This window comes from Fibrobacter sp. UWH1, from assembly GCF_002210365.1.
Taxonomy (GTDB): Bacteria; Fibrobacterota; Fibrobacteria; order Fibrobacterales; family Fibrobacteraceae; genus Fibrobacter.
In genome coordinates this window covers 266,541-292,468 of the sequence record NZ_MWQG01000001.1, presented here as the reverse complement: position 1 = coordinate 292,468, position 25,928 = coordinate 266,541, and the positions used below count along the sequence as shown (strand labels likewise).

At 50.8% G+C, this 25,928-nt stretch carries 16 protein-coding genes; 8 read left to right on the top strand and 8 right to left on the bottom strand.

Features of this window, described 5'->3' with window-relative positions; all coding sequences use genetic code 11:
• Positions 1 to 36: 36 nt before the first annotated feature.
• The 3 genes from B7992_RS01100 to B7992_RS01090 all read left to right on the top strand — a co-directional run bounded on the left by B7992_RS01100 (position 37) and on the right by B7992_RS01090 (position 5,276).
• Positions 37 to 2,382, top strand: a complete 2,346-nt coding sequence (locus B7992_RS01100; RefSeq protein WP_073283901.1) for a hypothetical protein — start codon at positions 37 to 39, stop codon at positions 2,380 to 2,382.
• Between the two features lie 42 nt (positions 2,383 to 2,424).
• A complete protein-coding gene (locus tag B7992_RS01095; protein WP_083539647.1) occupies positions 2,425 to 3,108 on the top strand; it encodes a M15 family metallopeptidase in 684 nt (227 codons plus the stop codon).
• A 119-nt stretch (positions 3,109 to 3,227) separates the two neighbouring features.
• Entirely contained in the window at positions 3,228 to 5,276 is a 2,049-nt protein-coding gene (locus B7992_RS01090) for a PEGA domain-containing protein (RefSeq protein ID WP_141100331.1), read from the top strand.
• A 67-nt stretch (positions 5,277 to 5,343) separates the two neighbouring features.
• Here the strand turns inward: B7992_RS01090 and priA are convergent, their stop codons facing one another.
• Positions 5,344 to 7,431 (bottom strand): primosomal protein N', encoded by a 2,088-nt coding sequence (gene priA / locus B7992_RS01085; protein WP_088665413.1) that lies wholly within the window; start codon positions 7,429 to 7,431, stop codon positions 5,344 to 5,346.
• A 128-nt stretch (positions 7,432 to 7,559) separates the two neighbouring features.
• On the opposite strand from priA, the gene B7992_RS01080 reads away from it, so the two are divergent.
• Together B7992_RS01080 and B7992_RS01075 are read left to right on the top strand one after the other, a co-directional pair.
• Complete coding sequence (locus tag B7992_RS01080; protein WP_088665399.1) at positions 7,560 to 10,460, top strand: DUF349 domain-containing protein; 2,901 nt, start codon at positions 7,560 to 7,562, stop codon at positions 10,458 to 10,460.
• Positions 10,461 to 10,562: 102 nt separating this feature from the next.
• Entirely contained in the window at positions 10,563 to 11,534 is a 972-nt protein-coding gene (locus B7992_RS01075; protein WP_073157262.1) for an L-threonylcarbamoyladenylate synthase, read from the top strand.
• Positions 11,535 to 11,660: 126 nt separating this feature from the next.
• Here the strand turns inward: B7992_RS01075 and gmk are convergent, their stop codons facing one another.
• The 4 genes from gmk to B7992_RS01055 form a co-directional block, all read right to left on the bottom strand.
• Positions 11,661 to 12,221 (bottom strand): guanylate kinase, encoded by a 561-nt coding sequence (gene gmk / locus B7992_RS01070; protein WP_073157260.1) that lies wholly within the window; start codon positions 12,219 to 12,221, stop codon positions 11,661 to 11,663.
• Between the two features lie 119 nt (positions 12,222 to 12,340).
• Positions 12,341 to 13,252: a glycosyltransferase family 2 protein gene (locus tag B7992_RS01065; RefSeq protein ID WP_073157257.1), complete on the bottom strand. Its 912-nt coding sequence runs from the start codon at positions 13,250 to 13,252 to the stop codon at positions 12,341 to 12,343.
• A gap of 20 nt (positions 13,253 to 13,272) precedes the next feature.
• Positions 13,273 to 15,879: an NPCBM/NEW2 domain-containing protein gene (locus tag B7992_RS01060; protein WP_088665398.1), complete on the bottom strand. Its 2,607-nt coding sequence runs from the start codon at positions 15,877 to 15,879 to the stop codon at positions 13,273 to 13,275.
• The gene (locus tag B7992_RS01055; protein ID WP_176421812.1) at positions 15,876 to 17,840 is read right to left on the bottom strand and encodes a M6 family metalloprotease domain-containing protein; all 1,965 of its coding nucleotides are present in this window, start codon (positions 17,838 to 17,840) and stop codon (positions 15,876 to 15,878) included. The genes B7992_RS01060 and B7992_RS01055 overlap by 4 nt, the downstream gene beginning before the upstream one ends.
• A gap of 225 nt (positions 17,841 to 18,065) precedes the next feature.
• On the opposite strand from B7992_RS01055, the gene B7992_RS01050 reads away from it, so the two are divergent.
• The 3 genes from B7992_RS01050 to B7992_RS01040 all read left to right on the top strand — a co-directional run bounded on the left by B7992_RS01050 (position 18,066) and on the right by B7992_RS01040 (position 21,712).
• Positions 18,066 to 20,135: a transketolase gene (locus tag B7992_RS01050; protein WP_088665396.1), complete on the top strand. Its 2,070-nt coding sequence runs from the start codon at positions 18,066 to 18,068 to the stop codon at positions 20,133 to 20,135.
• A gap of 147 nt (positions 20,136 to 20,282) precedes the next feature.
• A complete protein-coding gene (nrdR, locus tag B7992_RS01045) occupies positions 20,283 to 20,726 on the top strand; it encodes a transcriptional regulator NrdR (protein WP_073157245.1) in 444 nt (147 codons plus the stop codon).
• A 32-nt stretch (positions 20,727 to 20,758) separates the two neighbouring features.
• Positions 20,759 to 21,712 carry a class I SAM-dependent rRNA methyltransferase gene (locus B7992_RS01040; protein WP_088658576.1) on the top strand — a complete coding sequence of 318 codons (954 nt, stop codon included), beginning with the start codon at positions 20,759 to 20,761 and terminating at the stop codon, positions 21,710 to 21,712.
• On the opposite strand, the gene B7992_RS01035 is transcribed toward B7992_RS01040, so the two are convergent.
• Genes B7992_RS01035 through B7992_RS01025 form a run of 3 tightly spaced genes read right to left on the bottom strand, consistent with a single transcriptional unit; the run spans position 21,709 to position 25,921 of the window.
• On the bottom strand, positions 21,709 to 23,235 hold the full coding sequence (locus B7992_RS01035; protein ID WP_073157238.1) for a sigma-54 dependent transcriptional regulator: 1,527 nt from the start codon (positions 23,233 to 23,235) through the stop codon (positions 21,709 to 21,711). The two genes, B7992_RS01040 and B7992_RS01035, sit on opposite strands and share 4 nt — an antisense overlap.
• Positions 23,236 to 23,259: 24 nt before the next feature.
• A complete protein-coding gene (locus tag B7992_RS01030; RefSeq protein WP_088665395.1) occupies positions 23,260 to 23,634 on the bottom strand; it encodes a response regulator transcription factor in 375 nt (124 codons plus the stop codon).
• A gap of 1 nt (position 23,635) precedes the next feature.
• Positions 23,636 to 25,921 carry a PAS domain-containing sensor histidine kinase gene (locus tag B7992_RS01025; protein ID WP_073235557.1) on the bottom strand — a complete coding sequence of 762 codons (2,286 nt, stop codon included), beginning with the start codon at positions 25,919 to 25,921 and terminating at the stop codon, positions 23,636 to 23,638.
• Positions 25,922 to 25,928 lie beyond the last annotated feature (7 nt).

The window sequence follows — 25,928 nt, the reverse complement described above, 5'->3', positions numbered from 1 at the left end:
GGTATACCGAAATATAAAATTTCTAATTTAACTAGTATGAGTATTCGACGCCTTATCGTTTTTCTGTCTGTGGTATTTTTTGCTGTCGTAGCATTCGGTGCTACGCCGACCCTAATTTCGGGTGTGGTTCTTGAAGCCGAAAATGACTTGCCCATTAAGGATGTGACTATTACCTATGTGTCGGGTAAGTCCGTGGGTGAAACGAATTCAGATGGCCGATTTGAGTATACCGTAAGCTCCAGTAATGCATCCCTCGTCTTTAAGAAAGATGGCTTTGATAGCGTTGTGGTGGAACTTCAGGATTTTGCCGACCTGTTCGATATGGTGGTTACCTTGAGTACCAACGTTCGTAGCCTGGGTGCAAGTACCATTGTTGGCGGTAGCGCCGAAAAAGTTCAGTGGGAAGTTGAACGCAAGATTAATCTGGATAAGCTTGAAGATGCTGCCGGTATGCGTTTCGACCTTACGGAACATTTGAGTCAGATGCCTGGTATTTCTGGCCAGAAGGATTTTAGTAGTGCTCTTTACTATGATGGTTCCCGTGCCGGTGATGTGGCTTACCATCTAGGTCGTCTCCGCATTCCCAACATGCGTCATCTGGATGTGGGATTCCCGGGTAACCTTTCTGTGATTAACCCTCATACCTTGAGCGGTATCGAAATTCATGACAACTATGGCGAAGGTCCCATCGGTCAGGGCCTGGCAACTTCTGTGCAATACATTCCCGAACAGACCAAGGGCGATTGGGGCTTGAGAGGAACTGCTGGCATTACCATGAGAGAAGTTGTGGTGGATGCTCCGTGGCTCTTCTGGGATAGTTTCCGTTTTGCATTCCGAATGCTGGACGCAGACATGTTGAAGAACATGGGAGAAAAGTTCTTCTCTGAGTTCCGTAAGAATACCGATGATTGCAAGGATTGCAAGGTGGCTGAATCGAACCCCTATGACCTGAGCGCCATGGATGTTTATGCCCAGTTTAACGGCTCGGATTCCGAAGGAAATACCTGGGCTCTGCGAACCTTGTATAGTTCCGACGAATATAGCGTACACCAGGATACTTCTAGACGCATTGATTCTGTGGCCTTTATCGATATCATTGAAGGTGTGCAGTCTTACTTGGTCATTGGCGCCGAATATGAATCCCGTTTTGGTACCAGCTTCCACGCAGGTATGGTTCGCGAACATGTGGGCGACACCTTGCGCGATACGATTGGTTTCCGTAGCCCGGGCAGTACCGACCAGGATATGGCAAAGGCTTTCATCGACAGCTACGAACAGACCCACACAACTCTTAGCGGTGGCCTGGATAAGAAATTCAAAGGTGATATCTATGGATCAAAGTTAAGCGGAGCTCTTCTGTATGAACATCATGTTCTTGAACATAAGTATCCTGAATTTGGTGGTGTTCAATCCAAGGATCATCAGACGGGAGTGCTTTCTGGAGCGGGTCGTCTGAACTGGAAGAGCGACTACTCTCAGAAGATTCTTTCTTTGGGTGCTGTTGCCGATGCGGGTGAACATGAAGCCGCTCCTACGGCCTCTTTCGATTATCAGCAGAATCTTTCTAAGACCGATACTGCTTTCTGGCGCCTTTTTGGTAATGCCGCCTACCGCAGCGACTGGAAACCTTACTTTGATGATGGCGAACTGACGGGACGTCTGGAATCGGGTGTTTCCGCTAAGCTGGGCCTTGGTTATAATTCCAAGTACTTCATTGCCCAGGCTTCTGGTTTTGGTCGTTATTATGCGGATCCGCTGCTGCCCTTGCCTAAGGCCTATGCCCGTTATAATGATGTGACTCCGGTGGATTTCGCCTGGGTAGCCGGTGCTTCGGGTTCTGCAGAATTAAAGACTTCTCACCATTTCTCCATGGCGACAAACATCAGCTCTGTCTACGGTGAATATGAACTGGATGGCGGTAGGAGCTTGCCCTGGGAAGCCAATTCCCGTCTTGATATTCTTTCTCACTTCCGCTACTATCCCCGCAAGGACTCTATCGTGTCTGTAATTTTGACTCATCATGCAGCCTTGCATCGTCCGCTGTATTACTATTCGATTACCCCGGCTACAGCCAATTCCATTGGCACTCGAGAACTGAAAGATTATCACCAGTTTACGGATTTCTTCCGCACAGACCTTCGCGTCAATTTGGATTTGATTCCCAAGAAGAGTTTCTTCCGTACGGCCAGGTTCTATCTGGAACTGGATAACATCTTTGCAAATCTGGATGTTGAATTCCTGGGTTCCGACAACTACCGCGAACGTTCTTATGTAACTCGTGATGACCGCAAGAAGAATTCTGCTGACGGTTATGATCTGGTTCCCTTTATGGCTAAGGGCTTGGGATTGTACCCTCAGTTTGGTGTAGAAGTTCAGTTCTAGTTTAGCTTGTTCCGCCTTCTTGTAATTTTGGCCCTTTGTGGTATGGCATTGGCGAATCCTACGGATGTCGCCTTTGTTCCGCCTAAGCCCGAAAAACCTTTGCGATTCTGTTCCGCAGTAAAGCAGTGGATTGCCTTTGCCGAACAGGATTCCAGCCTTGTGGAAATTACCCGTATGAAAGGCTTGCGCATGAATTTACGCTATGCGACTTTTGATAACGTAACGGGACATGACTTGTATTGCGGCGTGCAGCGGGCTTTTGTCCGCAAAGAAGCCTACGAGAAACTGAAGAAAACCATCCATGTCATGGAACAGGAATTCCCGGGAGCCAAGCTGGTCATCTTTGATGCCGCTCGACCTGTTTACGCTCAGGCTGCCCTGAGGAATACCGTGCGAGGAACTCCATATTCCCATTACGTTTCTTCTCCGGTGAAAGGGGGACTTCATAATTTCGGACTTGCTCTGGATTTGAGTCTTACGGATGCAGAAGGAAACTTGCTGGATATGGGGACTGATTTTGATTCCTTTGAACGCTGTGCGGGTTCTGTAGGGGAGTCTGAAGCTTTGCAAAGTGGTCGTTTGACTCAACAGCAGATAGACAATCGCAATAAACTTCGTTCTATTATGAAAAAGGCGGGATGGGTTCCTCTAGGAAGCGAATGGTGGCATTTTAATGCCTTTACCCGAGATTATACCTACGAAAATTTTGAGAAGTTTGGCATCTAATTTCCCCTATGCTTGCTTTCCTACATACCCTTTAGGGTTGATTTTTGAGTGGTGAGTTGTTGCATATAAATCATACAGAATGTATCTTTTCTATTACATAAGATTTTGAGGGACGCGATATGAATTTAAAAGTTCTTTTTGGAGCGCTAGTACTTTGCAGTTCGGTTGTTTTGGCTGATGATTGGGATTCTGTAGGTTGGGACGACGCTGGTTGGGATGAACCTGCTCCCGCGGCAAAACCTGCTCCTAAGCCCGCTCCGGCTCCTGCCCCGGCACCCGCTCCTGTGGCACAGCCCGCTCCGGCTCCTGCCCCGGCACCCGCTCCTGTGGCACAGCCCGCTCCTGCCCCGGCACCCGCCCCTGTGGCCCAGCCCGCTCCGGCCCCAGCTCCTGCACCCGCCCCTGTGGCCCAGCCCGCTCCTGCTCCTGCCCCGGCACCCGCCCCTGTGGCCCAGCCCGCTCCTGCTCCGGCCTCCGCTCCGGCTGCCGAACAACCTGCTACTTTCGTACCGTCGGTTGCTCCCGTAGCATCAGAACCGGCTCCGCAGAGTCCTGCCCCTGTGGCTAATGTGGCTCCTGCTGGTGCCGCTTTGGATCTGGATAAGTTGACCGCCAAGGATACCGACGACTTTAACATTTATTCCAACCGACTGCAGCTGATTATGGACAGCGTTACCGCCGCCCACATTTTCGTACAGCAGATTGAATCCGATGTCAAGGCTCAATTGCCCCCTCTGGCTCCCAAGGGCGAATTTGAAAAGATGGCTGATTTTGAAAAACGCAGAGCTGTCTACGACAAGGAAGTTAAGTCACTTTCTGAAGCACGTTCCCGCGTTGCAGTAAAGCGTATCGCTGAACTTGAAGAAGCGGCTGATAAAATCAGGAAGATTCAGTCTGGTATGTACTCCGATGTAGAAGTGCGTACCTTCCCCGAAAATGCTCAAGTGGTTCTGTCTACTACGGGTGAGTCCTTGGAAGCTCCCGCTAAGTTCGAAAGCGTTGTTCCTGGCAAGTTGACGGTGACCGTTTCTTATCCCTCTTACGAAACAAGAGTTGTAGAAGTTGAATTGAAGGCCAATACCAAGTTGAAACTTGATGTTGTTCTTGAAGAACAGAGCATTTTCTCTAGAGAAGGTGAAATCAAACTTTCTGAACTTCTGCTCAAGAATTCCACAAAGTCTGAAGAGTATAAGGCTCGTGTGGTTATCATCGAAAATCGTATCAGACAGACTGATGGCGAACGCACTCAGATGATCAACAAGTTTATGGCCACTTACCCCAAGTTGTCTCCCCAGCAGCCCAACGAATCATCCGAAGAATTCGCTCGCCGTAGGGATCAGTGGCAAGAAGAAGGAAACCGTCAGTATAGTGAACTGATTTCCCGTTGTGACAAGTATCGTGAACGTCTGCTTCGCGCCATTGAAGTCTTGAACGACTACATGGTTGCTGTTCAGGCGGAGACTATTCGTGCCGAAGCTCCCAAGGCTCAGGTGACCATTGGTTCTTATGATTCTGAAGCTGAAACCTTCAGCGTGTCCGTGGTGGATTCCTTGGACGTCGCAACTCCGTTCTTGTTTAGCGGTGTGATGAAAATGCCGATTGACAAGGCTGCAACCTTTGATCGTTCCGCTCCTTTCAAGACCGAAGTGGAATATCTGAATTTCCCGTTGAAGACTCAGGCTGGCGACCGCTATATCGCAATGTCCAATCTTTACTTGAGCCGTGGCGGAGTTCCCTTTGACGTGGACGGTTCTTTCTCTGTGAATGAATTTGCCAATGAACCTGAATTTGTCAATTGGAAAGCCAAGTCCGATTCTATTCTTGCTGGTGAATTGAAAACCCGCGGCCTTACTGCAGAATATGCCTACGGTAGTGATATGCCTTCGACTCAGCAGCAGTCTGGCGAGTCCTGGACTTGGCGCGCATGGACCCGAATTGCTGCCGCAGTTCTTATTGCCGGTGGTGTAGGTGTGGGCATCTATGAGAACTCGAAGGCTAATGATGTTGCTAACGATTATAACACTTCTGTGTTCAGCAATTACGAAGAAAAACAGGCTGCTCAGAAAAAGGCTGTAGATGATATCGACCATCATCAGACGCTCCGTAACGTTTTCTATGGCGTTGCCGGTGCAGGTCTTTTGGCTGGTGTGATTACCTTTGTGTTCTAAGTCAAAACGTTTCTAACGAAGAACGGATGCTCCTATAAGGAACATCCGTTTTTTTTGTATGCGTTTCCTATTGAATTTCCACCTTTATATCTACTCCCATAACCCAGGGTTTTGGGGAGTTGATGATGGGCGAAAGAATTCTCCGCACGGGGGCCAGATCCTGTGTCTTGATGTAGAGTCTGGTCCAGTGTACGTTTTGCACAATGGGGACGAAGGCGTCTACGGGGCCTAATACCATAAAGCTCTTGTCGGCGCGGAGGATGTTTTCTAGACGTTCCACCGTATGGCGTAAAAGGTCTGGGTCCTTGCTGCCGCAGCTGATTTCTACCAGCTTGCAGAAGGGCGGGTAGCAGGCGGCTTGTCGGTCATCAGTTTCCATGGAGGCGAAACCTTCGAAGTCATGGTGAATGGCAAATTGCATCACCGGCTCGGAGGGCTTTAAAGTCTGAATGAAGACTCGGCCTTGGTCGCTTTGCGGGTCGTCGGATTTGCGGGAGGCTCGGCCGGCTCGACCTGCCGTCTGACTCAATAATTGGTAAAGACGTTCTGTTGTTCTAAAATCGGGGATGCCTGTGCCGCTGTCGGCTCCGACGATTCCTACCAAGCGAACTCCGGGGAAGTCGTGCCCCTTGGCAACCATCTGGGTGCCCAGCAAAATGTTGAATTCACCGCTGCGGAACTGGTCCAGAATTTTTTCGGTGGCACCTACGTTCTGGGTGGTGTCGCGGTCCATGCGGATGACTTTGGCTCCGGGAACCCAGCCGTTGATTTCTTCTTCCAGCATTTCGATGGCTCCGCCCACGAATTCGTAGGTGTCTGCTCCGCAGCTGCCGCAGGGGGTGTTTACGGGGTAGAGGGTGGCGCAGTAATGGCACATGAGAGAACGGTACTGCTTATGATATACCAGAGGAATGTGGCAGTTCTTGCAGTAAAGGGTTTCTCCACATTCCGTGCAGACTCGAACCTTTGAATAACCGCGGCGGTTCATCAGGATGATGGCCTGGTCTCCGGCGGCCACGTTTTCGGTCAGGGCTTCGCGGAGGGCGGGGGAGAGCATGATGCCTTTCTGCTGGCGGTTCTTGCCCATGTCTACGATGTCGATGTGAGGCATGGGTGCCTGGGTGGCGCGTTCCTTTAGCGTCAACAGCTTTAGCTTTCCGGTTTGTGCGTTTGTGTAGGTTTCAAGGCAAGGAGTTGCGCTGCCTAAAACCACAAGGGCTCCATGCTTGAATGCCAAGTGGAATGCTAGTTCACGGGTGTGATATCGTGGGGCAGGGTCCTGCTGCTTGAAAGAAGAATCGTGTTCTTCGTCTAAGATGACAAGGTCAAAGTCGAAGGGAGCCAGAATGGCGCTGCGGGTACCAAGGACTACTTTTGCATCACCGCGCATAATGGACAGATAGCCTTCTCGCTTTTTGGGGGCGGACAGGGCGGAGTGCAGAACCACGATGGGAACTTGCAGAAAGTCTTCAAACCGTTTGGAAGTCTGCGGTGTCAAACCGATTTCGGGAACCAGGATTAAAACTTTTTTGCCCTGGCTCAGGGCGACTCGGGCTAACTCCTGATAAATGCGGGTCTTGCCGGAACCGGTAACGCCGTGAAGGAGGGTGCCGCGGAAACCTGTGCCGTTAAGATCGGCGACAAGGGACTGCAGTGCGTTATTTTGTTCTAACGTCAGCGGCGGCTGGGCGGTAGATTCTGCGGATGGCTTTACGGTTGCACTAGGGGTGTCTGCCGGCAAGTCTGAATTTTTCGATGCGGCCAGGGCGTCCAGGAACTTTTCAAAATCGGCAGGCCAAAAAACAAATAGCGATTTCATTGGCGTGCTTATATAATACCTGGCGACCCATTCCAGATTTTCCATGTATCGTTCGTTAAAGGAGAATCCGGATTGGTGAGGGTAGGCGGGGCGCACCTGGAATGAGGGCCGCTGCTGGTGTACCTTGGAAACTACGGCCAGGGCAGGCTTCTTGCGTGTGGCGAACTGAACCCATACAACATCACCGCGTTTCAGGGTGACGCCAACAGGGACTCCGTATGTATAGACATCGGGAGCCATGGGGATGTACACTTCGCAGAAGTCGGTCAGCAGCTCGGGTTTGAGCTTGTTATGAACTTCTTCGGGTGCGTTTAGTTTGGGAATTCGTCTTGCCACGGCAACAAAGATAGTTAATAGTGTAAAAAGCACCTAATTTCTGCCATTTTTTTATTGACAAAACTTTTTTTAGTTAGATTATGCTATACACGAGCCCCCAAGGGCTTGTCTACCTATTGGAGAAATTTATGAGCTTATTTGATTTTGTAAAACCGAACTGGAAAAAGTCTGACCCCGCTATCCGCCTCAAGGCAGTAGACGAAGTCGACGATCAGGACATTATTGAAGGTCTTGCCAGCGACGTGGATGTTCGTGTTCGTACAGCTGCCGTCAAGAAGGTGGCTAGCCTGGATACTCTCAAGCGCATCTCTCAGAATGATGCCGACGAAAGTGTAAAGTCCCTGGCAAAGAACCGCTATCTGGAAGAAATCGTCAAGAAGCTGAAGTCCCTGGATTCTGCAACGAGTGAAGATATTGCACTGCTTTCTGAAATTAAGGATACTCACTTCGCCGATGACTTGCTGAAGGCTGCCGCTACTTGCGATGCCATCCGCGAAGAACTGGTGAAGTCTTGCACCAAGGCTAGCGTTCTTACCATTGTGGCTACCCGCGATGCCAAGGAATCCGTTGCCATGGCCGCTGCCGAAAAGGTGACTTCTGAATCCTTTATGGCTGACATCGCCAAGAGCTCCAAGCATACTTCCGTCCGTAAGATGGTGGCCGATAAGATTCGCGCCAAGAAGGAAGCCGAAGATGGAGGCAAGAAGGCTGCTGCTCTGTTGGCTGGTAAGCAGGAGGCTCTGCTGGGTCAGGCACATCACCTGGCTGCCCAGAAGGATCCTCTGGCTGTGAAGTCTCAGTTTGAAGAACTGATGGCCGAAGCCCGCGCCTTGGGCATGGGTGACAAGCAGGCTGCCCTGGATGAAGTTTATGCAAGCTTTAATAAGTTCTGCGATGAAGCCAATGCCGAAAAGATTGCCGCTGAAAAGGCTGCCGCCGAAAAGGCCGCCAAGATTGCCGCTCTTTCTGCTAGCCTCGAAGAACTGGAACAGCTGGTTTCCGAAAACAAGTTGGCCGATAACGCAGAACGCGTTGACGCTATCTTGAACGATTGGGCCGAAGGCAAGTCCATGATGGATGCCGCCTTGATCAAGCGCTTTAACAACGCCTACTTCAAGGTTCAGGAAGTCCGCAAGCCTGTGGTGGTGGATGCTCCTGCTGTAGACGCTGCTGACGAATCCGCCCGTCCGGAACTGCTGGAACGTCTGCAGGCTCTGGCTGACACCGACGTAAATGAAACTACCGGTAAGCACCTTCACGGCATTGTCCGCGAATGGGAAAAGCTGCCCCTGCTTGAAGGTGAAGATCCGATCCTTCAGTCCTACAATGCTCTTCGCAATAAGCTTTCCGAAAAGATTTCTTCCTTCACTGAATCCGCTCAGAAGATGGTTGAAGAAAACTCCGTCAAGTTGAAGGCCATTATCGAAAAGGTCAAGTCCTTCGACGAAAATGAAGACTTCCGCGAACTGAACAAGAAGGTTCGTGAATGCTACAACCAGTGGAAGGAAATCGTTGGCGAACAGAAGTTCAAGTACCACGACCTGTGGCAGGAATATAAGGCTGCAACCAGCCGTTTCCAGGAAATGCAGCAGTGGGAAAACTGGCGTAACGAACAGGCTCGCGATGAACTGCTGACCGAAATGGAAGCACTGACCAAGGAAGAAGCTAGCCAGAACGTTCTTAGCAAACTCCGCGAATTCAGCAACCGCTGGAAGGAAATCGGCCCCGTATCTGCAGCAAAGCTTCAGGACTACCGCGATCGCTTCCAGGGTTACTATGAAAAGGTCAAGGAAAACTGCACTGCCTTTATCGAAGAGATGAATGCAGAACGCGTTAAGAACCTGGCCGACAAGGAAGCCATTTGCCAGAAGATCGAAGAACTGGTTGCCAATGCTGAAATTTTCTGGAAGGACAAGTTCAAGTCCGTTCAGGAACTCCAGGAATCCTGGAAGAACATCGGCATGGTTCCCAAGGAAAACGTGGCTGCCCTTACCGAACGTTTCAAGGCCGCTACCAACGCTTTCTATGCTCAGCATAAGGAAAACCTGAAGGCTGAAGATGAATCCCGCGAAGCTAACTACGAAAAGAAAGTTGCCCTCTGCCTGGAAGCAGAAGCCATTCAGGAGTCCAGCGACTGGAATGCAACTTCTAACAAGTTAAAACAGCTGCAGGATGCATGGAAGGCTACTGGCCCCGTACCCAAGAGCAAGTCTGACGAAATCTGGACTCGCTTCCGTACCGCCTGCGATGCCTTCTTTGAAAAGAAGCGTGCTCACTTCGAAGAAATGGATGCTTCCAAGCAGAAGAATCTGGAGGCCAAGACCGCCCTTTGCGAAAAGCTGGAAGGTACTAGCGAACAGACTTCCCTGGAAGAATTGAAGGCCGCCGAAGCAGAATGGAAGTCTTTGGGTATGGTTCCCAAGGAAGCCGTAGAAGCTATCAGCGATCGCTTCAATACCGTTTACAATAAGATTCTTGCCCGCCTGGCAGAAGCCGATGAAACCCTGGCTGCCGCCCTTGCCGAAATCAAGGCCAAGAAGCAGGAAATGATCAACAAGGTTTCTGAATTTGCCGAAAGCGCCGGTTCCAACCAGTTGGCCGATGCTGTCCGCGAAATCCAGAAGGAATGGCGTGAAGCCGGTTCTTGCGGCGCCGAAGACATGACTATGTACAAGCGCTTCCGCGAAATCTGCGATGACTTCTTCACCCGCCGTCGTGACCAGCTGGACATTCAGGAACAGGCTCGCCAGAACAACCTTCAGAAGAAGTTGCTGCTCTGCGAACAGGCCGAAGACCTGCTGACCGACCTGAGCGAAGCTACCGTGGGCGCTTCCATGAACAAGGTGAAGCACCTCCGTCGCCTCTGGAAGGAAGTGGGTGCCGTTCCCCGTGAACATTCCGAGAAGACTTGGAACCGCTTTAACTCCGCCTGCGACAAGGTGTTCGCTTTTGGCCGCAAGGATGAACCCAAGGCTGAAGAAGCTGCTGATGCTTCTGCAGAGGCTCCCGCTGCCGAAACCGCAGAATAAGCGGAAACCTAAGGGTAAATGCAAAAATTTAAGGATGGTCCTTTGGGCCATCCTTTTTTGCATCTAGCAGAATCGGTGTCAAATTTCTAAATTTGGGCCATCATGAAATTTCCCCCTTGGACATCAGTGGATGAAGCCGCCCGACTTTTGGCAGACGGGCAGGTGGTGGCTATTCCTACCGAAACGGTTTACGGCTTGGCCGGCAATGCATACGAGCCTAAGGCTCTGGCACAGATTTTTGCCATTAAGGAACGTCCGACCTTTGATCCCCTGATTGTTCATATTTGCGATGTGGAACAGTTGAAGGATATTGCCAAGGATATTCCCGAGGCGGCCTACAAGCTGGCTGAAGCTTATTGGCCTGGTCCCATGACCTTGATCCTTCCCAAGAAGGATTGCATCCCTGACCTGTGTACTAGCGGCCTTCCTTCTGTAGCTGTACGCTTCCCGGCTCATCCCATTGCCCAGGAAATTATCCGCAAGGCTGGTGTGCCTTTGGCGGCCCCTAGCGCAAACCTGTTTAAGCACGTGAGCCCCACAACCGCCCAGCATGTGGCAGACCAGCTGGCTGATCGTGGGTTGGCGGGTATTGTTGATGGTGGCGCCTGCGACGTGGGCGTTGAAAGTTCCATCATATCCGTGGTGACGGAAATTCCTACGGTTCTTCGCCCCGGTGCCATAACTCCCGAAATGGTGGAGAAGGTCTTGGGCAAGGTGGCTATCAAGGAATCTACATCCAAGCCGGGTCAACCCATGGCCGCTCCTGGCCAGTGCGATACCCATTACCGCCCTCAGGTGCCTCTTTATTACGGCGAGGTTCCTGCCGGATTCAAACTTCCGGAACATACTGTGCGTATTGCATTTGGTGATACCGTCGGGCCGATTCCCGCTACCCTTAATCTTTCCGAAAAGGGAGATATGTTGGAAGCGACCGCCAAACTGTATGCCTACATGCATGATCTGGATTTGCCGGAATACGATTTGATCTTGGTGGATCCGGTTCCCAATGTTGGGGTGGGGATGGCCTTGAACGATCGCCTAAAGAGAGCTTCTATAAAGATGCATGGGGGCTAACTGCCCTCCTGGACCCCCTGCTCAGAATGTGCGTTGCACATTCTGGTCGTTGAGTTTCGCTTCAACGATTTTTTGTTTGTCAATCCCGAGAGGGCTCGGGATTGACTGTTTTATTTCAACGATTTTTTATTTCTTTTTCAGGATGGCGCGGAGTTCGTCGGCGGCTTTTTGCAGGTCGTCGTTGACGATGATGTGTTCGTACTTGCCCTGAGTTTTAGCAAATTCAACTTCCTTCTTGGCGTTTGCAAGGCGGAGCTGGATGACTTCTTCGGAGTCGGTGCCACGACCGCGGAGGCGACGTTCCAATTCTTCGTCGCTGGGCGGGAGAATCAGGATGCCTGTTGCGGTGGGATAGACTTTGTCAAAATTCACCTTGCCGAAAACATCAAGGTCAAACAGGACTCGATTGCCTTCGGCCAGAGTCTGTTCAACGAAACTCTTGGGAGTTCCATAGTAGTTTCCATGAACTTCATTCCATTCAATCAGACCGTCATTCTTGATCAGTTCTTCAAATTCTTCCTTGGTCTTGAAAAAGTAATGAACGCCATCGACTTCACCGGCACGGGGCTGGCGGGTGGTTGCAGAGATGGAATACTTGATGTCCGGAAAGTCCTTGATGACCAGGTCCTTGAGGGTGGTCTTGCCTGCGCCACTAGCGGCACTCATAACGAATAATTTGTTGTTCATATTCTGCTTTCAGTTTTCAGTTTCGAGCTCGCAACTGCGTTGCTTTCTGCTCTGTTTAACGCGGCTTCGCCGCCTTGTTTAAATCTCAATGCTCGCCACTCATCACTCGTGGCTGTCTACTATTTCTTGTCTTCGATGTACAGGGGACGCTGCTTGACTTCGTCATAGATTCGTCCGATGTATTCGCCCATGATTCCAATGGAAATCAACTGTACACCGCCAAAGAACACGATGGCCGTCATGAGAGATGCCCAGCCGGGAACCGTGGTGGTGGGGTAGAAAATCTTTTCGATAATGGACCAGACGAACAGACCGAGTCCCACGATTGTGGCAAACATGCCTGCGTAGAAACTGAGCTTCAAGGGGGCGGAACTGAATCCAGTAATGCCGTCGAACGCCAGTCGGAGCATCTTCTTTAGGGGATACTTGGAGGTGCCTGCAGTACGTTCGGCTCGATCGTACTTGACTCCGATTTTCTTGAAGCCTACCCAGCACACGAGACCGCGGAGGAATCGGCTACGTTCCGGCAGGTTCTTCAGCTGGTCCACCACGCAACGGTCCATAAGACGGAAGTCGCCTGTGTCGGGCGGAATCTCGATGCTGGTCAACTTGCCGATAAGGCGATAAAATGCAAATGCGGTAAACTTCTTGAAAATGGTTTCGCCGGCACGCTTGTTGCGCTGGGCGTAGACAACTTGATAACCTTCACGCCACTTTTCCAGCATTTCGTGAATCAGGCTGGGCGGGTCCTGCAGGTCACCGTCAATAATGACGACTGCATCGCCAGAAGCCTTGTCCAGGCCTGCGCTAAAGGCTGCCTGGTGACCGAAGTTGCGGCTGAAGTTCACGATCTTGTTGTTGGGGTTGCTGGGAAGTAAACCTTCTACAATTTCGCGAGTGCGGTCCTTGGATCCGTCGTTCACGAAAATTAATTCATGTTCCACGTTTTTCAGTTCTTCTTCAAGAACTTCGTATGTCTTGGCAACGATTTCTTCTTCGTTAAAGACGGGAATAATAACAGATAAAAGCATTTTAACCTAACCGATTTAAACTAGGGAATAAGAACTGCATTTACGAAGTCTACGTGAGTGCAGTCCTTGCTGCCCTTGGGGGTCGACTTCAAAGTTAGCTTTTGGACACCTTCAATACGAACTGTTAAGGTGTGTGCGGTACCATTTGTGAAGACCGGTGTAGAATTCAACACCTTTCCGTCACCTTCAATTTCTACAAAAACGCCGTCACTGCAGAGGGATTCGTCATCCAGACCCACTGTGGTGCGGAATAGGGAGTACTTGCCGCCGACATCGTAAGTCGTCTGGGAGGGGGAATGGGTTCCCAGTCCGCTGTCGTAATTTTGCCCGTCAACGGTCATCTTCTTCCCTTCGATGCTTGTGTTGAAGTGAAGATTGCCCCAGCCTTGCTGATGACTTTCATAATTCAATTCGGTTAGCGGAATGGCGCCACCTTCCTTGTTCATATAGTTAATCACCTTGTCTGCCAGTTTTTTCTGCTTACTTGTGTCATTAACTATAAAGCGGAACTGGTTGAAACCGGGCTGCAAGGCCTCCGTCGAGGTGACCTGCTGGAACTCACCAAGTTGGTAAGGCTTGCGGATCATAATCTTGTTGTTCAGAGTAATGATCAGTTCCCAGTTTGCGATGGCTTCGCTAGATTCCTTTAGGGAGTAGGAAATGCTCAAGGTGTCGGTGACGACTTTATTTACGTCTGTGTTTTCATCAACCTCGTTCAAGTTTTTTTCTGCGGGCTGTGCTTCGGTTAGCTTGGGTTCCTGGACGTCAATAATCTTTTGAGTATTGTAGTTCTTGCGACCGTTAAACTTGGCGATTTGAACCCAGTAGTTGTTCGTAATAAGGATGTTCTTGATTCCGTCCATTTCCATTTCGCGCTCGAATACGTCGCAAGTGGTGGGGATGCGGTGTTCCACTGCTTTCTTGTGGTAGGTCTTGCTATCCCAACAATCCAGTCCACGGATATAATAGACTTCTCCCTGGTAGCGATCAATCAAGTTCTGCATATCTTCGGAGGACAGATTTCTGGCCCTGTCATAATGAATGGAAGAAATTCCGTAACCGACAAAGTGCCAAGGTCTGCCATAGATAAACATCCTCGGTTTCTTGGGAAGTTCTCCCAGCCATTCTAGGATGGAATGTTCTTCTACGGTCAGGTGATTGCGGTTATACATGATGTTGTTGTTGAAGTCTGCCTTGTAGTGGAACGTCCACCCGGTAAAGCCGAGGGCGACCAGTATCATAATGGCGATCAGAGTGACCGGCGAAGGCTTCTTGTCACTTAGGCTGTTGGCCAATGCCTGGATCAAGTGGGCTATGGGCAGTGCTGCCACGAAAGCCATACTGGGAATCATGACTAGGCTGTAGCGCTGGTTGATCTGGATGCCGAAATCACCGGAGACGTTTTCAAGAATCATGTAGGTCTGGATATGGTAGAGGAGCAGGAACGCCAGCATTTTCAGATAGAAGTAGCGGCTTTCTCCGGATCCCTTAACGGAATCCCAGACGGCTCTGAATAGCAGGTAGATTCCGCCAACGGCAAACAGATAGTTGAAGTAAGTCAGGAAGGGGTTGGTCAGTTCGCCGTTTTCCTTGAGGGGTAAGGTCATCTCTTGCCAGTTCTTGACCAGGTCTTCAAGGAAGTGGCCGTGGGCGCTGAATTCGCCCCCCTGGAAACCGAATCCCTGGAAGTAGCTGATGGTCAGCAAAACGGGGGTAGAGAATACGGAAAGGATAACGAAGAAGGTGGGGCACTTGGCGCTTTTGGAATCCAACAGTTTGGGTAATGCAAACAGGATGAAGGGCGCAAAGCAGAATACTGTTTCTTGACGGGTCTGGGCGAAGAAGGCTAGAACCAGTGCCAGTATGGCCCAATGCTTGATTGTGTTACGGTCATAGGTCCATTTGAAAACCAGGAGTGCCAGGGCCGAAAGGAAAATGTAGAGGGGTTCCACGGACATGGCGCGGAACTGGAAAAGTACGGTGGGTTGTAGCGCCATTAACAGGGAGGCGAAGAAGGCTAGGAGCGGTTGCCTTGTCCAGGCGACCACGGCCAGGAACATGAGCAGGATGGCCAGAGGAAGCATGGCCAATTCCATGTTGAATATCCAATGAAGATCAGTGCCGAGGAACGGCATGCCGATGAGGTAGAGGAATGCCAGACCCTTGGTCTTGAAGCTGTTGGATTTGGCGATGCAGTTCAGGGAACCGTTTTCGAAGTACCCCTGGTTGCAAGTTCCTGATTCCTGGTTGTAGAACATGTTCTGTGCAACAGAAAGGAAAATGCTTTCATCGCTTTGGACTCGATGGCGGGCCTCAATCTGGGTGCCGGCAAAAATGGTAATGGCTGCTGTAAAGACCAGGATGGCGATGCAGTAAGGTTTCGCCGGAAGGATGGACTTGAGCCAATCGCGCAAATCCTTGTGAAGCATGACAAGCAGGGCGATCCCTGCGGCGAGCTGCACGAGGAACAGGGGCATAGGCAATTTAAGATCCAGCATCTGTATGGTGGACTTGTGGCCTACATTAGGTCCGAGGTAAATGAGAAAGGGAATTATGATGGCTACGATAAGACCGACAATGGTTCCACCATGAGCCAGATTTTTCAAAAGTTTCTTTAGAGAATTCATTCCCTAAATATAAATAAACTGTGCCCGATTTTTTTGCCGTTGCGGCTTACCGATAGCATCAATGGTTGCCTATAATGGCGAAGCTTTTCTGTGGGCATGCTGCCGGTGAATTCTTCCTGGAATAAAAGCTGACCGTTCATAGAGAAAACTTGCAAGGTCTTGACTTGCGTGCTTTCAAAATTTATCTGCGAAAGCCTGTTTCCGGTAACGTCCTCTTCGGCGATTTCAATCCAGGGGGAGGAACTGGATTCAGGCTCCGGTTCCACTTCCGCTTTGCTGCTGGAAGATACCTGGAGATCGATGATTTCTTCATCCACGAGAACGCTGTCCGAGGGTACTTCCATCAGGTCCTCTGCAGTACCTTCCATCAGGTCGATGCTTCCTGAGTCGGCGTCCATATCCACATTGAACGTGATGTAGGAATAGTTGCGAGATTCGGAAATATTGCTAATGGATACCCCCAGGTCTGTGTTGCCCCAGGTGATGAATTTGTTAAAACTTCTGACTCGCGCACTTCCGGGGAATGGCGTTCTTGTTCGGTTCTGATAGCTTCCGTTTCCGCTGGCTTCTTCGATGTCTACGTGCAGGTGAACGCCCGTATTTACGGCGGCGGAATCCCAGGCATTCTTGTTATAGTCGATATGCCATATGAGCATGCCGTGGGTAGGCAAGGCTTTGTCCCATCCCGAGGAACTGCGGTATTCCATCAAGAAAAATTCGTCGGGATTTTTGGGGCTGGTCACTTGCAGGGCGACGTTGTTCTGGAGGCCACTCAGTTTGACGGATCCTTTTATATTCAATTCCGTAGTAGAAATCCAGCCCAGTGAAAGTCTCTCAAATGCAGATAAATTTGGCGGAACCGTTCCTGCCGCTTCTTTAGTCGTTAGACGGTCGTAGGCTCCGGCGTCCATAAGGTCCCAGGTGGAAGGAGTGAAAATGGTATCGTTGTTTGAATACAGGTCCATAAGACCTAACAGATGGCTGAATTCATGAAGGAACTGCCCGACACCCGATGTTATTTTTGTCGTGGAATCTTGCTGGTTCGTTGCTCCATCCAGTTCGGCGCTGCAGGCGTAGGGTTCTACGTAGAAGGTCTTTCTCAGGGATGTCGAAACCCTGTAGGGACTTCTGAATATCCATTTATGGGGCCAAATGGATGAATCCTGTTTGGAATCGTGGGCGCCGAAGCCGGCAAAGATCATGTGGACGAAGTCTAGGTAACGGTTGTTGTCGTTGTCGTACTTGCTAAAATCAAAATTCTGTTTTTTAAGAGAGTCCAGCGCTTCCTTCAAGGCGTTTTGCGCCCCCATGGTTCCGTTGCGGGATAGTTCTCCGTAATTGGCTACTGTGTTGCTGACAGTGAATGGACCGACCACGTCAAAGTGGGGCTTGAATATGCCAAGGGAATTGTCTACATAGTAATCTCTGGCGCTGCCCTGATTTCCGCCTAGCTTGTATCCTTCCTGGTTGAGTAGACTATCGAAAACGGCCTGGGGATTCTCGGAAGAGAATTTCACATCCTGGAATTGGACGAGGACGACTAGGACGTTTTTTTCTCCGGATTTCAGGTTGGGATTTACGGCGGGCATACGGAGGGGCGACGGGGTGGATTGCTCCGTATTGGCGCTATCCATTTTTGCCGGGGCGTCCGGATTGATAGGGTTGCTGATTTGTTCGCGGAGTTTGCTGAGGGCGTCTGATTTTTTGTGCGGCTTTCTGGAAGAGGGTTTGCCGTCATCGCCTACGTAACGGAGTACGCCCTTGCTGTCGCGGGTCATGGGGTAGCCGTCAACGGATTCGACGTAATGGAATCTTTCGTCCCCCTTCTTGGTTACGGTTAGGGTGGTTCCGTCGGGTTGTCTTACCTCGTAGTTCTTTTCGGGGGCGGGTATGCTCCAGACACTGGTCGCTAGGATGAGTGACCATGCAAAGACCCCGATAGGACAACGAGACGTTTTCATGATAATGAACATAAAAAAAATAAGATGGCAGAGAAACACTCAAACTTTTATAGAAATGAGGTTTTTTGTTTCGTTTAGTGAACGTCTGTGTACTGCTTGGGGCTGAAATTCCCGTTTTCGTTCACGTAGTGAGATATGTGGCCTTGAGAATTTTATGTAAAAAACTAAATTTGGCTCAAATTTTAAGGGCGGCTCATCGCCTATTATATAGAGAGAGGTAAAAAAGTGCAAGACGCGATCGTTACTAAAGCGGCCGACAACGTTCGAATTCTTTCCGCTGCCATGGTGCAGAAGGCTAAGTCCGGTCATCCGGGTGGAGCCATGGGTGCAGCTGATGCTATCAGCCTGCTTTTCGCAGAATTCCTCCGCTTCGATCCTGAAAACCCCAATTGGGAAGCTCGTGACCGTTTCTTCATGGATCCGGGCCATATGTCTGCACTTCTCTATTCCGAACTTGCCCTCCAGGGTAAGCTCAATATGGAAGACCTGAAGAACTTCCGCCAGCTGAACAGCCGTACTCCCGGTCATCCGGAAGTTGAAGTGGCTCTTGGCATCGAAAACTCCAGTGGTCCTCTGGGCATCGGTCATGCAGTTGCCCTGGGTAACGCCATTGCAGAACGCTTCATGGTGGAACGTTTCGGCGACATCCTGAACCACAAGGTGGTCTGCCTGGTTTCCGACGGCGGTCTCGAAGAAGAAATTGCCTACGGCGTGGGCCGCGTTGCTGGTCACCTCAAACTCTCTAACTTGATTTTCTTCTACGATGCAAACCAGGTCCAGCTGTCCTGCCGTTGCGAAGACGTGATGAGCCACGACTTCAAGAAGCAGTACGAAGCATGGGGCTTCCGCGTTATTGACGTGGCTGATGGTTCCGACATTGCATCTCTCCGTAAGGCTTTCAAGGAAGCATGGGCAGAAACTGAAAAGCCCACTATCGTGATTGGTCACACCACCATGGCCAAGGGTGCCATTGCTGAAGACGGTAAGTCCTTCGAAGGTGCTGTTTCCACTCACGGCCAGCCGCTGAATGCCGCTGGTGCTTCTACCGACGCTACCGTCAAGAATCTGGGTGGCGATCCGGCTGATCCGTTCAAAATTTTCCCCGAAGTTGCAGAAGCATTCGAAGCCCGCAAGGCCGAACTCCGCAAGGAAGTGGTCGCCTGGAAGAAGGCCAAGGCTGCATGGGATGCTGCAAATCCTGAAAAGGCAGCTACTCTCAAGGAATGGCTCTCCGGCAAGGCTCCGAAGATCGACCTCTCCGGTCTGGAACTGAAGGAAGGCGTTGCAACTCGCGTTACCTCCGGTACCATCCTCGGCCACCTGGCTGAAAATGTGAAGAACTGCATCTGCTCTTCTGCTGACCTTTCTAACTCCGATAACACTCAGGCCTTCCTGAACAAGACCGGTATCTTCCGCGCTAACGACTTCAAGGGCGGCTTCGTCCAGGTTGGCGTTGCAGAATTGACCATGGGTGCTATCTGCTGCGGTATCGCTCTCCACGGCGGTCTCTACCCGATTTGCGCCACCTTCTTCGTGTTCAGCGACTTCATGAAGCCGGTGCTCCGTATGGCTGCTCTCATGGGTCTGCCTGTTAAGTTTATGTACACCCACGACAGCTTCCGCGTTGGCGAAGACGGTCCCACTCATCAGCCCATCGAACACGAAACTCAGATTCGTCTTCTGGAAGGCCTCAAGAAGGCTAACGGTAAGTCTGAAATGCTGGTCCTCCGTCCGGCTGACGCTTTTGAAACTGTGGCTGCCTGGGAAATGGCTTTCGAAAACAACGATAGCCCCACTACCATCATCCTGACCCGCCAGAACGTGAAGACTCTCCCCGGCGATCGCAAGGTTGAAGCTGCCAAGTGCCGCAAGGGTGCTTACGTTGTTAGTGATAACTGCGGTTCCGCCCGTCCGGACCTCACCTTCGTCTCTAACGGTTCCGATGTGCTCCTGACTCACGACGCTGCTGAAGTGCTCCGTGCCGAAGGCCTCAAGGTTCGCGTTGTTTCTATGATTAGCCCGGCCCTCTTCATGAGCCAGAGCAAGGAATACCGCGACTCCGTCATCACTCCGTGGACTCCGGTGTTTGCCAAGTCCAGCGGTCTCCCGCTGCTGTTCGCTCAGGTTGTAGGTGGCTTTGGTAAGGTTTCCGGTCTGGAACGCTTCGGTGCTTCCGCTCCGGCTGGCGTCCTGGAAAAGGAATTCGGTTACACTCCGGAAGCCGTTGTTGCCGCAGCCAAGGAATACCTGGCTGAATACAAGGCTAACGTAGAGGAATTCAAGAAGAATAACTAGCTGTGAGGGCGGCGCTTTGCGCCTTCGAGGTGTGAGCTCGCCTTGCTGCGCAAGGCTTTGGGGTAAAGCAAGTGTGAAATCTCTGTTTTATCTTCGGAACCTCACTCCTCTAGGGCCATAGGCCCGACCTCATACCTCAATACCAATATGATTTGCCCGTTTTGCAAGAAAGATAACGACAAGGTCGTTGATAGCCGCGCTATCGGTTCCTACATCAGGCGCCGTCGCGAGTGCGTGGAATGCGGTCGCCGCTTCTCCACTCGTGAGTACGTGGAACTTCAGCCCTTGACTGTTATCAAACGCAACGGGGAACATGAACCGTTCCAGCGCGAAAAACTTCTTCGCGGAGTCATCAACTCCTGCAAGAAACGTCCTGTCTCCGTTTCTGATATGGAACAGCTGGCGATCAACGTTGAAAACGCCTTGACCGTTACCGAAAATTTCGAAGTGACTTACGATCAGATCGGTAACCTGGTCATGCAGGAACTGAAGAAACTGGATGCGGTCGCCTATGTGCGATTTGCGTCCATCTATCGCGAATTCAAGGAAGTTGACGAATTCGTCAATCAGATCAAAACTATGGATAAGTAAGGAGACCCTGTGGGCTCCTTTTTATTTGTTCTATGGCCGACTTCAAGAATCTTTTGCTGCAAGCCCACGAAAAACGTTCGCCTCTCTTTGATGTGACGGATGCCTATCGTGTTGTCAATGGGGTAGCAGATGGCTTTCCCGGCTTGACTCTGGATAAGTTTGGCGACCGTTTTCAGATTCAGTTTTTTGGACCTGAACTGTTGAGTCAGAAAAAGGCCGTTGCCACGGCCATAGCAGACGTTTTTAATCCCGTATGCCTTGTGGTTAAGGAACGCCTTTCTCGGGCTGGAAAATCCCTCGAAAACGCCCCTATGGAGGTCCTAGTTGGTTCTCCTGCTGATTCCGTGGGAATTGTTCACGAAGGACCTGCCCAATTCAACATCGACCTGCTGGATACGGTGAATCCGGGACTCTTCCTGGATATGCGTTCTGTGCGCTTGGAAATAGGTAAACGCTGTGCTGGCAGGCGTTTTTTGAACCTGTTCAGCTATACCTGTTCTTTCTCTGTTCATGCACGCCTCGGCGGTGCTGAAATCGCTACCAATGCCGACATTAGCGGAAAGATTCTGGACAAGGGCCGCGAGAACTTTAAGCTGAATGGACTGGATTTGCGCCCGGGAGAATTCTTCCGTGGTAACGCCATCGAGTACGTTCACTGGGCTCAGAAGAAAGGCCTCAAGTTCGACGGCATCGTTCTGGATCCGCCCAGCTTTGCCCGATTCAAGGGTGCGAACTTTAACGTCAGGGAACACTTGATGCCGCTGGTTGCAGACTGTGCGACCATCCTGAACAAGGGTGGCTTTTTCATGGTCAGTTCCAACTACAGCGAATTCAATTTGAACGCCTTTGCCCGCGATGTCCGGGATGCGGTGGCTTCTGTACATGGAAACGCACAGACCGCCTGGAAACGTTCCCAGGACATTGATTTTAATGGAAGCGGTAACACCAAGGATAGCTGCCTGGTGGCAACTCTCGTTGAAGTCTAATCTTCCCCGTTCATTTCAATCTTGAGGTCTTTAAGCTTGCGCCATAGGGTGGCGCGGCTGATGCCTAGTTTGCTGCAGACCAGGGTCTTGTTGTTCTTGCAGACGCTGAGGGCACGAAGGATATATCGACGTTCCATTTCCTCGAGGGTAATCAGGTCGTCGTTTTCTTCGACGGGTGCTGCTGCGGGGGCGGCGACAGTCGGCGTTGCGGGGCTGCTTTCGTGGGCGATGGCAATGGGGCTGATCGGGGCGTTGAAAACCACCGTTCCGTAATCGATAGATTCCGTGGCGGCATTCTGCTCAGCAGATTCTTCAGTCTCGCTGTCTGCTTCCCGCTTGATATGGGGAATAGCGACGGTAGCTTCTCGGGAAACGTTCTGGACGTTTTCGGGGAGGTCTTCGAAACGGATGATGCCCCCCTCGGATAGCACGATGGCGTGTTCCAGAATATTTTCCAGTTCACGGATGTTGCCGGGGTAGGGGTATTTGGTCAGGGCATACAAGGCCGCCGGTTCCACATCTACAATATCCTTGCCCTGACTTTCCTTGTTCTTTAGAATAAAGTATTTAATCAGGTTGGGAAGCGCAGCCTTTCGTTCGCGAAGGGGCGGCAATTGCAGATGGAACGTGTTCAGTCGGTAGTACAGGTCTTCGCGGAAATTTCCGCTGACCATGCGGTCTTGCAGGTTCCTGTTGGTGGCGGCGATAATGCGAACGTCCAGGTAGCGGGCTTCGGTTTCGCCTACCCTGCGAATTTCATGACTCTGCAAGAATCGCAGCAACTTGACTTGGGTCGCAGGAGAAAGTTCGCCCACTTCATCAAGGAAGAGCGTGCCTCCGTTGGCGGATTCGAACAAGCCCTTCTTGTCGGTGGTAGAGCCGGTGTAGGCTCCCTTCTTGCTACCGAACAATTCACTTTCCACAAGGTTCTCGGGAATGGCTCCGCAGTTTACGGCTACGAAGGGCTCGTTGGCTCGCTTGCTGTAGCGGTGTACCACGTTGGCCAGGAATTCCTTGCCGGAACCGGATTCGCCGGTGATGAGGACTGTGCTGTTGGTAGGGGCGATCTTGTAGACCGTCTTCAGAATCTTTCGCATTTCGGGAGTGTTGCCCAAAAGGCTGTCCAGCACCTGAGACTCCATGAGCTGGTTGTTGGACTTGTTCTGAAGCTGAGCCTGGATTTTCTGTGCGGTGCTTTCCAGTAGCGAAAGCGTTACGGGTTTCTTTAAGAAACTGTTGGCTCCGCGGGTGATGGCGCTGGCTGCTCCCTGCCAGTTGCGGTCATCGCACAGTACAAAAATTTCAATTCCCGGGTGGCGTTCCTTGAGGTAGCTCACCATATCCATATTGTCTTGCATCAAGAAAGGAACCTCGATAAACGCAAGGTCTATCGAACCTTCTTTTGCAATAGGCATGAGTTCGCTCTCGGTACTGCAAGTACGCAGGTTGGTGCCTGCTACAGACCAGGAACGCTGGATGTCGCTGATAAATTTCTGATCAAAGTCAGCGATCAGGATGTTCATGGACTACTAAACCTAAACAACCGATTAGGCGTGAGCCTTGATGATTTCTTCTACCTTGGCGCGGAGAGCCTGCAGGTCCACCGGCTTGTTGAAGGTAGCGGCAACATCGAAGTGCTGTGCGGTAATCAGATAGTCGTCGGCTGCAGTTCTGCCACCACCGCTAACGGCGATGGTACGGTCGCTCATGTTCAGGCGACGGAGGTCCAGGATGACTTCGTAACCGTCAACATCCGGCATGATGATGTCGGTGATGATCACGTCATAAGTCTTGTTCTGGTAAAGGGCCTTGGCGTCCTTACCGTTAGAGGCTGTTTCGACGGAATAGCCCTTGATTTCAAGAGCGGATTTCAACATCAGGTTGAACTGTTCGTTGTCGTCGATAACCAAAATAGTGGACATATTAGTCCTCCTTCTTCGTTTCAGTTTCACTTTCTATATACAAAGGCCAATATAGATTAAAAGTTGTGCCCTTACCTAAGGTTGTATGCACAGTGAAGTACGCATTTCCCTCTTTTAGCAGTCTTAGGGCCGAAGAAAGACCCAATCCCAGGCCTTCGCCCGGTGCCTTGGTGGTAAAGAAGGGGGCGAATATGCGTTCCAGGGTTCCCGAATCCATGCCGCTGCCGGTATCCGAAATGTCCATCTGGGCGTATTGTCCTGCCGGTACGGGGGGCGCATAGGGAGTAATCAGTTCCTTTTCCAGAATTGCCTGGTGGAGGGTGAATGTCAGGGTGCCTCCGGTCTTCTTCATGGCGAAAATAGCGTTGTTGGCCATGTTGCTTATGATGCGGTCCAAAGAGGCGACGATGCCCTTGATTTTTAGGCTGTGGTCCAGTTCTCGGCTGTTCAGCGTAATGTTGGGCGGAAGAGTCAGCGAAACCTTCTTAACCACATCTTCGATAATCATGTAGGGAGAGAACACCATGGCCGGCGTTGCAGCGCTGGCGTTTCCGCGGATGGCGTTCAACAGTTCTTCTAGGGATGTCTTGCCTCGCTGGGCGGCCTTCAGGGCTTCGGCGATGAACATGCTGGCTTGGTGTCCTTCGGGAAGCATTTCCTGGGCAAGTTGGCAGAACCCAATCTGGGAACCGAGAATGTTGTTGTAGTCATGGGCGAATGCACCGCACATAGTACCCAATTCTTCGAGGCGGGAATGGATGAACTTCTGTTCGCGGAGCATGTTACGTTCCTGTTCCAGTCTGCGCTGTTCCGTCATGTCCACCTTGATACACAGGGTCTTGTAGGGGGCCTTGCCCTGGATAATAGGAATGTACATGTTGTCGAAGAATCCGTAGGATTCCCCATTCTTGGCCAGCGCGTTGGCTTCGTCCTGGGTAATCTCCTTGCCGTCCTTATCTTCGATGGAGGGGTGTACGCGGACTTCGCCCAGTTCTCTTGCATCCCGTTCAAAACTGGTAATGTCCTGAGCGTCATCGCTGGCGCCTTCGCGGGCACCGTTCTTTTCTAGATCCAGCTGATTCTGTTTCTGGTAGACACCCAGTTCGTTCTTGTACCACACTCTAAAGGGGAGCGCGTTAATCAAGGTGTTCAGGACGTTTTCCTTTTCGGCCTTGATGCTGGCTTCTCTATTTAGACGGTCCTGGTAACGGACGAGGTCGTGAGTGTATTCCACATACTGGTCGTTCAACGTCTTCAAATTTTGCTGTAGGAGCAAGGTCTTTGACTGGTCTACAAAAAAGGCGATGTTCAGCACGGTGGTCAAGGTCTGACTGTTCTTGAAGAAATGAATCTTGAAAGAGTGCGTCTCGCCGTTGATGGTAATGCGAATGTCGTTGTAGACCGTTTCCTTGAAGAATTCCAGACTGGGCGGGAAGATACTCTTGATGGAACGACCTTTCATGTTGGTCGTGGAAATTCCTAACAACTTAGCGGCGCCCTGGTTGGCATGCTCGATTTGTCCGTTGTCATCGAAATAGATGATGCCTTCTTCCATCTTGCTGATCAGCTTGTTAACTAACCAGTAGGAACTTTTATTTTTATAAGATACCGAGGTGTAGTATTGACCGCAAAGAAGAGTGAGGAATACCGCCATGAACTGGTTCCAGATCATGAGCTGCGTTGTGCCCGGTATGAATTTTTCGGGGCCGGTATAGACTCCCTTCAGCAAGGGAATGATGATGTCGAAACAGAAGGCCAGAGCCGCAATGATAGCGAAGGACACACCCATGTAAGAACTGGTCTTGGCCGCCACGACGTTGATGGAGCTGAGTCCGTTTCGTCCCAGTTGATAAATGACGGCTATGTAGCTGGGCAACAGGAAGACCATGTATATAAGAACGAATGCAATGAAAATTGGACGTTCCTTAAACGGCTGGATTTCCCAAAAAGTCAAACTGGTCAAAGCTTCGGGAGCAATCGCTAGCAATAGAGTTAATGCTAGGATGATAATAGTTCCGATGGTGTTGGATAGGGTGCGGAATTTTTCGTGCTTCTTGAACGATACCTGTTCTCCAATATGGTAGCATTCATTACCGACTCTAATCCAGGCGAGAGCCTGGATCCCGAATACAATCTGGCGCCCGATATGAGCCGATGAACCGGGTTCCATGATTCCGCTAAAAAAGAGAATGCCGATGATACTACACAGGTTCCAGACGATGTTAATCAAGATTAGACGACGGAGCGGCTTCGGTATCAGCTGAACCGTCATCTTGTTTCCGAGCATTGTCGGA